This is a genomic window from Nocardiopsis chromatogenes YIM 90109 (genome assembly GCF_000341185.1).
GTDB lineage: Bacteria > Actinomycetota > Actinomycetes > Streptosporangiales > Streptosporangiaceae > Nocardiopsis_A > Nocardiopsis_A chromatogenes.
Genome location: NZ_ANBH01000330.1, coordinates 1 through 10,061, shown reverse-complemented (window position 1 = coordinate 10,061; position 10,061 = coordinate 1). Strand labels below are relative to the sequence as shown.

Annotated in this window: 9 protein-coding genes and 1 tRNA gene; 4 read left to right on the top strand and 6 right to left on the bottom strand. The window is 71.7% G+C overall.

Going from position 1 to position 10,061, the window contains the following annotated elements; genetic code table 11:
• Positions 1-63: 63 nt before the first annotated feature.
• The 4 genes from D476_RS0128800 to D476_RS39475 all read right to left on the bottom strand — a co-directional run bounded on the left by D476_RS0128800 (position 64) and on the right by D476_RS39475 (position 2,919).
• The gene (locus tag D476_RS0128800) at positions 64-1,608 is read right to left on the bottom strand and encodes a serine hydrolase domain-containing protein (protein ID WP_026123948.1); all 1,545 of its coding nucleotides are present in this window, start codon (positions 1,606-1,608) and stop codon (positions 64-66) included.
• A 122-nt stretch (positions 1,609-1,730) separates the two neighbouring features.
• Entirely contained in the window at positions 1,731-2,375 is a 645-nt protein-coding gene (locus tag D476_RS0128795) for a response regulator transcription factor (RefSeq protein ID WP_017627348.1), read from the bottom strand.
• Between the two features lie 189 nt (positions 2,376-2,564).
• Positions 2,565-2,637: transfer RNA gene (locus D476_RS0128790), tRNA-Ala, on the bottom strand.
• 159 nt (positions 2,638-2,796) lie between these two features.
• Complete coding sequence (locus tag D476_RS39475) at positions 2,797-2,919, bottom strand: DLW-39 family protein (protein WP_017595396.1); 123 nt, start codon at positions 2,917-2,919, stop codon at positions 2,797-2,799.
• A gap of 322 nt (positions 2,920-3,241) precedes the next feature.
• Here D476_RS39475 and ftsH point away from each other — a divergent pair, with 322 nt between their 5' ends.
• Positions 3,242-5,479 carry an ATP-dependent zinc metalloprotease FtsH gene (gene ftsH, locus D476_RS0128780; protein WP_017627347.1) on the top strand — a complete coding sequence of 746 codons (2,238 nt, stop codon included), beginning with the start codon at positions 3,242-3,244 and terminating at the stop codon, positions 5,477-5,479.
• Here the strand turns inward: ftsH and D476_RS0128775 are convergent.
• The gene (locus D476_RS0128775) at positions 5,465-6,298 is read right to left on the bottom strand and encodes a helix-turn-helix domain-containing protein (protein WP_083939685.1); all 834 of its coding nucleotides are present in this window, start codon (positions 6,296-6,298) and stop codon (positions 5,465-5,467) included. The genes ftsH and D476_RS0128775 overlap by 15 nt on opposite strands.
• A gap of 718 nt (positions 6,299-7,016) precedes the next feature.
• On the opposite strand from D476_RS0128775, the gene D476_RS0128770 reads away from it, so the two are divergent.
• Both D476_RS0128770 and D476_RS37715 read left to right on the top strand, forming a co-directional pair.
• On the top strand, positions 7,017-7,325 hold the full coding sequence (locus tag D476_RS0128770) for a hypothetical protein (RefSeq protein ID WP_017627345.1): 309 nt from the start codon (positions 7,017-7,019) through the stop codon (positions 7,323-7,325).
• A gap of 96 nt (positions 7,326-7,421) precedes the next feature.
• Positions 7,422-7,601 (top strand): hypothetical protein, encoded by a 180-nt coding sequence (locus D476_RS37715; RefSeq protein ID WP_152529460.1) that lies wholly within the window; start codon positions 7,422-7,424, stop codon positions 7,599-7,601.
• Between the two features lie 534 nt (positions 7,602-8,135).
• Here D476_RS37715 and D476_RS34920 read toward each other — a convergent pair.
• The gene (locus D476_RS34920; RefSeq protein WP_017627343.1) at positions 8,136-9,206 is read right to left on the bottom strand and encodes a helix-turn-helix transcriptional regulator; all 1,071 of its coding nucleotides are present in this window, start codon (positions 9,204-9,206) and stop codon (positions 8,136-8,138) included.
• A gap of 96 nt (positions 9,207-9,302) precedes the next feature.
• Here D476_RS34920 and D476_RS0128755 point away from each other — a divergent pair, with 96 nt between their 5' ends.
• Positions 9,303-9,983, top strand: coding sequence for a pentapeptide repeat-containing protein (locus D476_RS0128755; protein WP_017627342.1), 681 nt, complete (start codon positions 9,303-9,305; stop codon positions 9,981-9,983).
• The last annotated feature ends 78 nt before the right edge of the window (positions 9,984-10,061 follow it).

Genomic DNA, 10,061 nt, shown 5'->3' with positions numbered 1-10,061 from the left:
GCCGTATCGCCGCCCTGGACGGCCGGCTCCGGGTGGACAGTCCGCCCGGAGCCGGGACCGTGGTCACCGCGCGTCTTCCCCGGGATCCGGTGACCTGAGGATCCGGAGGAGCCGCATCCCTCGCACCACCGTCACCAGCACCGCGGACAGCCCCATGGCCGCGCACCATGCCGCCAGTACGGGGGCACCGAACACGATGTGGCTCCAGGTCACCGTACGCCCGCCGAAGAGGTCGGAGAGGTAGGCGGGCGTCCACAGGACCACGGTGATCACGGCCGCGCTCGGCAGCAGGCCCAGAACCGTGCGCCACCAGGGACCGGCGGCCCGTCGGCGCGCCCACCGGCCCGAGCGGAGGGCGCCCCAGGCTCCGAGACCGGCCGACAGGACGGCGAGCAGGGTCAGGACGAGGTCCTGGGTCAGCATCGGCGGGTGATCGTAGGGCCGGGGCTCCTCGATACCGAGGATCGGGGTCAGGCCTTCGACCACGTCCGAGGGCTGGGGAACGTCAAGGCCCAGTCCCGAATTGATCATCACGGCGATGCCGTAGCCGCCGCTCTCGGTGAACAGGCCCTGATAGCTGCCGTAGGTCCTACCCGCTCCACCGTGCGAGACGCGGACCGGCCCCTTGCCGTCGGCGGGCGGCTTCTTGGCCCACCCCAGGCCGTGGCCGTCCTCCGGTTCATCACCGGGGCCCTGTGGCCGGTGCATCTCCGCGATGCTCCCTGCGGACACGATCGGGGTGCCCTCGGCGCTCTCACCGCCGTTGTTCTGCATGATCAACCAGCGGGCCATGTCCCGGGCCGTGGTGACCACACCGCCCGCACCCGCCTGGACGTGGCCGCGGTCCGGTGCGGGCAACGCCCGTCCATAGGCCCAGACATGGCCATCGGGCAGACCGGGAACGGGCTGGTCCCCGGTGATGATCATGAGGCTCGACTCCATGCCCAAGGGCGCGAACACCCGCCGGGCGAGGTATTCGTCGATCGGCTCCCCGCCGACCACCTCGACCAGCCGCGCGGCGACTCGGAAGTTGGGGTTGTGGTAGCTGTACCGACTTCCGGGCTCGGCGGCCAGCCCCACATCGGCCATCCCGGCCACGTACTCCTCCAGCGTGTCCGGTCCAACCCGGTGCTCGTCGCGGAACTCGCTGTCGGCCATGCCGGACGTGTGGTTGAGCAGCTGCCGGACGGTGATGTCCTCGACCCGGGGGTCGTCCAGGGTGAACTCCGGCAGGTAGGTCCGCACGGGCCGGTCGAGGTCCACCTTCCCTTCCTCGACCAGCTGCATGACCGCCAGGGCGGTGAAGGACTTGGACAGCGAGGCCACGCGCATCAGCGTGTCCGCGGTGACGGGCTCGCCGTCGCTGCCGTGTCCGGCTCCGGTGACGTACACGACCTCGGTCCCTTTGGTGATGGCGACCGAGACACCGGGGACACCGGACTCGTCCACGAAGTCGGACAGGAAGCGGTCCACCTCCGCGGGGACAGGCCCGGTGCCGCCCGGATCGGCGGCCGCTGGGAGCGCCGAGGCCGTGGTCGAGGAGACCGCGAGGACGGCGGTCAGGAGGAGTCGGTGACAGGCGCCGACGCGGCGAAGAAGCGTGTTCATGCCGGTCAACGCTAGAAATCCGCACCGCCCCGGGGAATGCGGCCACTGCCCGATTGCCGCCAGGGGACCGCCTCACTCCGAACCTGCGGAAAACCCCACCCTCGGCCGGTCACACCGGCCGATCAGACGCCCAGATAGCGCAGCACGGCGAGGACACGCCGGCTGTAGCCGGTGGTGTGCGTGAGTCCGAGCTTGTCGAAGAGGGAGCCGACGTGCTTCTCCACCGCGCTCTGCGAGACCACGAGATTGCGGGCGATGGAGGCGTTGCCGTAGCCCTGGGCCATCTGCTCCAGCACCTCGCGCTCCCGGGCGGTGAGTAAGGCCAGCGGGTCGGGGCGGGCCGCATGCGCCAGGAGCCGACGGACGACCTCGGGGTCGATGGCCGTACCACCGGAGGCGACCCGTTCCAGCGCGTCCAGGAACTCGCTCACTCGGGAGATGCGGTCCTTCAGTAGGTAACCGACCCCCTCCGGGGCGCCGGTGAGCAGCCGGGTCGCATAGCCGCGCTCGATGTACTGGGACAGCACCAGGACGCCCGTCCGGGGTCGGGACTCCCGCAGCCGCAGCGCCGCCCGAAGGCCGTCGTCGGTGTTGGTGGGGGGCATGCGGACATCGATCACGGCCACATCGGGCGCCGTTCGCTCGACCAGGGCATCGAGGTCCGTGGCGTCTCCGGCCGTGGCCACCACCTCGTGCCCGGCCTCTTCCAGCAGCCGCACGAGCCCTTCACGCAACAGAACCGAGTCATCGGCGAGGACCAAGCGCATGGCGATTCCAACCGGCAGCGGGGGTGGGCTCGCCAACCATATAGGCGGTGGGCTGCTCGGGCCCTCACACATCCTCGTGCGGCAGCGGGCGGGCCTGAAGCCGGACTCATCTGCGCTGAATGTGCAACGGCCGCCCCCCCAGAGGGGGAAGGCGGCCGTCGTCACGTCTGCGACCTGCGTCGATGCGAGTGGAGCCAAGGGGAGTCGAACCCCTGACCTCTGGTATGCAAAACCAGCGCTCTGCCAACTGAGCTATGGCCCCGGGCATGCCGCCGGGCGGCATGGGAACGCGTAGAGCATACCGCCCTCGCGGAGGGGATGGCGTGTGGGCGCCGCAAGGGGACGAACGCCGCCCACAGGAGAAACGCAGACGGCAGCCACCGGCACGCGGCCGTGCCGTGGCTCGCCGGTCTGCGCTGAACTAGTTCTCGCTGGCCGCGGTGGCTTCCGTCCACAGGTCGAGCTCGGCACGGTCGGCCTGGATCTTCCGGTACACGGCGAACGCCCCGAGGGCCACCAGCACCAGCACGATGATCTTCTTCACGGCGTGGACCCCTTCTTCGATCACGGATATTCGGGTCAGGAAAGGACGCGCGGCTCGGAGAGCGGAAGCCCCCGGCGCCTGGCCGGAGTCCCTCTGCCCTGCCACCCGAGCGGAAGGCGTCGGTAGAGCACTTTATGGGGTTGTCTCCCTGCAGACTAGCAACCCCCCGGCGGATCTCCCGCCCCGCCGCGTGTTTCCCCCTGCGCCCCAGGTCGGGCGCCGTGTCGGCTTTGCTTCGATTTGACGGGGCCAGGGCGTGTCCCCCCGCCCTCGCGAGCCCCGCAGACCTAGCGTGAGCAGCGCGAACACAGGAAGGCGGACCATGGCCGACGAAGGCAAGGGGGCGGGCCGGGACCGGCCAAACGACGGTGCGGCCGACGGACGGGGCGCCGACCGGGACACCGGGCAGGGCGCCGCACGGGGGCCCGGCGAGGACCCGGACCGGGCGCCGGGCGGCGGCCCGTGGCGCACCGAGGGCATGCCCGCCGGCGCCGACGGGGACGGCCGCGGCACCGGCGGCAAACGCCCCAAGGCCGCGTGGATCCGCTTCTTCACCACCCTCGCCGCCGTCTACCTGGTCGTCTTCGGCCTCACCTGGCTCACCGACGGCCGCGGCGCCGCCACGGTCCCCTACACCTCCTTCACCCGGCAGGTCGCGGCCGACAACGTGAAGGAGGTCTACTCGCGCGGCGAGACCATCGAGGGCACCCTCAAGAAGGCCCGGCAGGTCCCCGGCGGGTCCAAGGGCGACACCTACACCACCTTCACCACCGAGCGCCCCGTCTTCGCCGACGACGACATCTACGCGCAGATGGTCGACAAGGAGGTGGTGGTCCGCGCCGAACCCGTCACCCGACAGCGCGGCCTGCTCGCCAACCTCTTCTGGGCCCTGCTCCCCGTCCTGCTGTTCGGCCTCTTCTGGTACTGGCTGCTGCGCAAAGGGCGCAGCATGATGGGCGGCATGGGGGGCATGGGCGGCCTCGGCAAGAGCCGCTCGGCCACCCCCGTCGACACCTCGGCCGTGCGGGTCACCTTCGACGACGTCGCCGGGATCGACGAGGTCGAGTCCGAGCTGGAGGAGGTGGTCGACTACCTCAAGAGGCCCGACCGCTACCGGCGCCTCGGCGCCCGCCTGCCCCGGGGCGTCCTGCTCACCGGACCGCCCGGCACCGGAAAGACGCTCCTGGCCCGCGCCGTGGCCGGGGAGGCCGGGGTCCCGTTCTTCAGCGCGAGCGCCTCGGAGTTCATCGAGATGATCGTGGGCGTGGGCGCCAGCCGCATCCGCGACCTGTTCGCCGAGGCCCGCAAGGTCGCCCCCGCCATCGTCTTCATCGACGAGATCGACACCATCGGCCGCACCCGCGACGGCCGCGCCGTCGGCGGCAACGACGAGCGCGAGCAGACCCTCAACCAGATCCTCACCGAGATGGACGGGTTCAGCGGCACCGAGGGCATCGTCGTCATCGCCGCCACCAACCGCCCCGACGTCCTCGATCCGGCCCTGCTGCGCCCCGGCCGCTTCGACCGCACCGTCGCCGTGTCCCCGCCCGACACCCGCGGCCGCGAGGCGATCCTGGCCGTGCACACCCGCGGCGTCCCGCTCCGCCCCGACGCCGGCCTGGGCGCCGTCGCCCGCGCCACCCCCGGCATGACCGGCGCCGACCTGGCCAACCTGGTGAACGAGGCGGCGCTGCTGGCCGCCCGGCGCGGCGAGGAGGCGGTGAGCGCGGCCGACTTCGCCGACGCCCTGGAGAAGGTCCAGCTCGGCACCGCCAGGGCGGTCGTGATGCCGGAGCAGGAGCGCACCCGCACCGCCTACCACGAGTCCGGCCACGCGCTCCTGGGGATGCTCCAGCCCGGCGCCGACCCGGTCCGCAAGATCTCCATCGTCCCCCGGGGCCGCGCCCTCGGCGTGACACTGTCCACGCCTGACGACGACCGGTACGGCTACGACGCCGTCTACCTGGAAGGCCGGATCACCGGCGCCCTGGGCGGCATGGCCGCCGAGTCGCTGGTCTTCGGCGTGGTCACCACGGGCGCCGAGAGCGACCTGGAGAACGCCACCGCCATCGCCCGGCAGATGGTGGGCCGGTGGGGCATGTCGGAGGCGATCGGACCGATGACGGTGCTGCCCGGCCCCGACGGCGAACGCCCCGGGCAGGTGTTCGCCCCCGCGACGCTGGACGCGGTCGATTCCGAGGTGCGGAGGATCGTGGAGCAGTGCTACGACGCCGCACGGCGCCTCCTGGCCGACAACCGCGCGCGCTTGGACGCCATGGCCCGTGCGCTCCTGGAGCGCGAGACGCTGGACGAGAAGGACGCCTATGCCGCCGCGGGCCTGCCCGCGCCCTCAGGGAGCGGGGAGAGCGCCAGGGAGGCGCGGGAGAAGGCGCAGGCGCGGACAGGCGACGCGGAAGCCCCTGAAGCCGCGGACGGCGGGGAGGAAGGGGCCGAGGGCGACGGGGGCGCCGGAGGCTCCAGGGACACCAGGGGACCCGGGGACGCCCGCCCCGGGGCCGCCCCTGGGGAGGGCGACGGGGACCCCTCAGGTCAGCAGTGACAGCCGCTTGAGGTTGGTCAGGGACTCCTCCGGCGTCAGGGCGGTCTCGTTCAGCCGCCTCCACACCTCCTGGCAGCCGTGGACCCCCTCCTCCGACTCCACGATGGAGCCGCCGTGCGGGGCGTCCACATAGGCCAGCGACGCCTCGTCCTCATCGAACTCCAGCACCGTGAACGGCCCCGACGCCCCGGCGTGCGGCCCCGCCGACGCCGCCAGCAGCCGCACCGTCACCCGTTCGTTGCCGCGCTGCAGGTCGACGATGCGCCGCAGCTGCGCGTGCAGCAGGTCGGGGTCGCCCGACACCCGGCGCAGCGCGTCCTCTTCGAGCACCGCGTGGTACCGCCACAGGCTGTCCCGGTCCAGCGCCTCCTGGCGCTTCAGGTAGGCCGCCACCATCCGCTCGGCCGACCGCTCGCCCCGCCCCTGCGCCCGCGCCAGCAGCGCCGTGTACTCCGGCACCTGCAGCAGGTCCGGCACGAGGATGCCCGCGTAGGTGTCGATGGCGACCGCCCCCGCCTCATTGCCGACGTAGGCGGAGGAGAGCACGTCCTCGTACTCCGTCCACCACGGGCGCAGCCGCGACTCCCGCACCAGGGTCAGGATGGCCTCGCGCTGGCCTCCCGTCACCCCGTACAGCTTGAGCAGCGCCGAGACCTCCATCACCGACGGCCACTTGCGGATCCCCGTCTCGATGTGGCCCAGCTTGGCCGGGGACCATTCCAGGACGTCGGCCACATCGCTGAGCGTCATTCCGGCTTGGACACGGCGTCGCCGCAGCTCCGCGCTGAGTCGGCGTCGACGGACGGTGGGGCTGGTCATAGCGCTGTCCCCGTACACGCGAAGTACCGGTTCCGTGGCACTAGCGAAGCACTATGCCTAGCCTCTAGCAATGAATTCCTAGAAATCGGCTGCGAATGGGCCCGTGCCGCCGCCTTACGGAGGGCCACCTTCCCCCCTCGGTGCAGGACCTTCAGCCCGACGACGCCTCCGGCCACCAACAGCAGGCACGGAATTCACCGCAGACGCGCCGACTTCTCCGGCCACACCGGCCCCACGACGGTGGCGGAGACGGCGCCCGCCCGGACGGCGTAGCCGGTGCCGACCCGGAATGCCGCGGAGCGCGGGGAGAGAGCCCTCCCCCGCCGCCCACGAGGGCGACGGCGAACACGGCAGGCGACGGAGGGCGGGTGACACCCTCGGCCAGTCCGGGGCGCTCGCCCGAAGGCGGCCGCCCGACCGGTTTTCGGGGAGCCCGGAGTGGACGATGGCGAGCCGGGCCATAATGCACCCCTGCGATTCGAGGCCCGCGCCGTCCTCGCTTCAGGGGCGGGCCGTGCTTCGTCCGGGGAGCGGCGCCATTCGCGCGGCCCCGCCGGGTGGGAAACCATTCGGGCGTCAGGGTCCCGACTTTCGTCCATCTTGGACACCTACGCGAACGGGAATGCTTCCTTCATCGCAGGTGATCAGGGTCACCACAGAACACATGGGTCACCGAACGCGTACCATGCACCAGGACAGACCCTTCAGAAGGACGATAATGAGCCACCCCATCGACGACGCCGAGCAGTTGATCGCGAACGCCGAGGAGGAGTTCCCGCCGCCGGTACGTTCGCGCCTCATCGCGAAGCTGCGCAAGGGGACGCACGTCGACGACGCCGCGCGCGAGCTCGGCCTCACCCCGCAGCGGGTGTTCTCCGCCGCCCGCATCCTCGGCCAGTTCGGCGAGCAGCTCGACGCCACGCTCACCGCCCAGCGCGACCCCGGCATCCCGCACGGCACGGTGACCGGGTTCAACAAACGCTGCCGCTGCCCGCAGTGCCGGGGTGCGGTGAACCGCCGCATCTGAGCCGCACCGCCGGTCCGGCGGGGGAGGGGACGCAGGACCCGCCGGGCGTGATCGTCCGTCATCGGGGCGCCACCGGACACGACGGGGCGGCACAGGGTGTTCACCGCGATGACATCGGCCGGATCCGGCTCATCATGCTTATCGATCTTCAAGCCGGGGAAACCGGTCACCATGAACGAGCGTGTGGACTGGGCCGCGATGAGCGACGAAGAGTTCATAGCGCTGGTGCGCCAGCTCATGGAAGCACCGCCTGTTCCGGCCAACGACGAGGATTAGCCCCCGCAGGTCTCTGACCGGCTCCCCCGCCGGACGACGGTGGCACGCGGGGACCGCCCCGCGTTCCTGACGCGTGCCCGTCGCCCCTGCTGACGGTAGGTCGGCGGCAGGGAGGGCCCGGCACGGCCCCGCAGGGGACGGCGGCCGCTCGGAGCGGCCACGGCGACCCGCATCCCGACCACCGGCGGTGCGGGCGGAGGCGCGTGTGCCCGTCGCCGGTGGCCCCCGGCGACGGGGGGAGCCGCAGGTCCGACCCGCACGACAGGTTTCGGACATACCGTTTCCCGCTTTAGTGACGAGTCGAAATATCGACCTGCGGTTTTGTCGACATTTCAGCGGTGAGAAGGCGGCGGCACCGCCGGTCCACCTGTTCGGGCGACGGGGGACCGACCGCCCACGGATCAAGGCCCCACGACCGAGGCCGACCGAGGCCCCATTTCTGAAGCCCATCGCCCGGCCACCCCGATCAGCGTTCCGGGCCGTCCCGAGCGCCCCCATGCGCGCGCCGTCCGGCGCTGCCGACGCTGCCGGCCTCTATCCGTCGTCTGACCCTGACGGAGTGTCGGGGGTGGACGAGGTGCCCGAGGCCCCCGGGACGGTGGGGACACCGGGGGCGCCGGGGACACCGGGGGCCGCGGAGGTGGCGTCCGAGGCCACCGCCCTCCCGATCCGGTCCCCCAGATCCCGCAGGTACCCCACCAGCTCCTTCGGTTCCAGCACGGTGAACTCCAGCCCGAGGAACGACAGGTGGATCGCCAGGGTCTCCAGCCCGTGGGAGCCGGTGCGCAGCTCGCACGTGCCGTCGTCCAGTGCCGTCAGCACCCCGGCCATCGGGGAGAGCCGCTGCGTGACCTCCGACTCCGGGGCGTGCAGGAGGATCCGCGCCGTGTGCGAGTAGGGGGAGCTGGAGATGCTCTTCGCCACGTAGGTGGCGGCGTCGTCCGGGGGAGTGCGCGGGCGGAAGCGCGGCCCTCGGGAGAGCGGGTCCTCGATCCGGTCCAACCGGAAGACCCGCCAGTCGTCCCGGTTCACGTCCCAGGCCAGCAGGTACCAGCGGCCGGAGACGTGGACCATCCGGTGCGGCTCAACCAGGCGCCGCGTCTCGGCCCCGGTGTAGTCGCGGTAGCCGAACCGCAGGCTCTCCGCGTCGCGGCAGCACGCAGCGATCTCCGTCAGGTGCTCGCCCTCGACCAGCGGAGCGCGGCGCCCGATCGCATCGGTGTAGGCGTGGACCGCACCGACCCGCCGCCGCAGGCGGGAGGGGAGCACCTGCTCCAGTTTCGCCAGCGCGCGGGCCGAGGTCTCCTCGATCCCCGAAAGCGCCCCGCCGGCGGCGGCCGACCTGAGTCCCACGGCGACGGCGACCGCCTCCTCGTCGTCCAGGAGGAGCGGGGGCAGGGCCGATCCCGCCCCCAGGCGGTACCCCCCGGCCACTCCGGGGGTCGCGTCCACCGGATAGCCCAGGTCCCGGAGGCGTTGGACGTCGCGCCGCACCGTCCGCGGCGTCACGTCGAGCCGCTCCGCGAGCTCCGTTCCGGTCCAGTCCCTGCGGGCCTGGAAGAGTGACAGCAGCCGCAGGAGCCTCGCCGAGGTCTCAGAGGACATGGGACGGCCTTCCCTTCGAGAGGGAGCAGGGGTGGGCGGTGGAGGGGGAAGCCTACAACGAGCGGCACCGTCCGTGGTGCGAACTAGGCTGCCCCCATGCCATCGTCGAACCACAAGCGGGCCGCACGCGGCGCCCGCCCCCAGGCACCCGAGATCCCGAGTGGACTGACCGAGGCCGACCTCCCGGAACACGACCTTCAGGACGAGGGCGTGTACCTCGCAGTGGCGTTCGGCGGTCTGGACCTCACCGACCGCGCGGTCCTGGCGGCCGAGTTCGAGGGGTGCACGTTCACCCACACCCGGCTGACGGGGTCGGACCTGCGCGGGGCGCTCCTGTCGGACGTCGACATGAAGAACGCGGACCTGGCCGGGGTGCGCGTACGGGACGGGTCGCTCATGCGGGCGACGGTCACCGGCAGCAGGCTGACCGGTTCCGTGTGGTCCTCCTGCACCGTCCGGGACACGGTGTTCGAGGGGTGCAGGGTCGACATGGCCTCGTTCGGCTACTCGACGTTGAAGGATGTGGTCTTCCGCGACTGCAACCTGTCCGAGGTCGATTTCCAGGAGGCCGACATCAGGGGAGTGCGGTTCGAGGGCTGCAACCTCGAACGCGCGCGGTTCCACCGGACGCGGGCCGAAAAGGCGCGGTTCGCCGACTGCGAACTGCTCGGGGTGACGGGTGTCGAGAGCCTGAAGGGGATCTCGGTGAAGACCACCGACGCCCAGGGCCTTCTCCTCGCATTGGCGAGTGCGATGGACATCGAGATCGCGGATTGAGGGGGACTGAAAGGCCCGGAGAAAGTCTTTCACATGTTCACAAGCTCGGGCACGGAAAAAGGGCGGGCCCCCGACCAA

Coding starts and splice junctions, on each gene's coding strand:
- D476_RS0128800 (WP_026123948.1), bottom strand. CDS start 1,608: ATGAACACGCTTCTTCGCCGCGTCGGCGCCTGTCACCGACTCCTCCTG.
- D476_RS0128795 (WP_017627348.1), bottom strand. CDS start 2,375: ATGCGCTTGGTCCTCGCCGATGACTCGGTTCTGTTGCGTGAAGGGCTC.
- ftsH (WP_017627347.1), top strand. CDS start 3,242: ATGGCCGACGAAGGCAAGGGGGCGGGCCGGGACCGGCCAAACGACGGT.
- D476_RS0128775 (WP_083939685.1), bottom strand. CDS start 6,298: ATGACCAGCCCCACCGTCCGTCGACGCCGACTCAGCGCGGAGCTGCGG.
- D476_RS0128770 (WP_017627345.1), top strand. CDS start 7,017: ATGAGCCACCCCATCGACGACGCCGAGCAGTTGATCGCGAACGCCGAG.
- D476_RS34920 (WP_017627343.1), bottom strand. CDS start 9,206: ATGTCCTCTGAGACCTCGGCGAGGCTCCTGCGGCTGCTGTCACTCTTC.
- D476_RS0128755 (WP_017627342.1), top strand. CDS start 9,303: ATGCCATCGTCGAACCACAAGCGGGCCGCACGCGGCGCCCGCCCCCAG.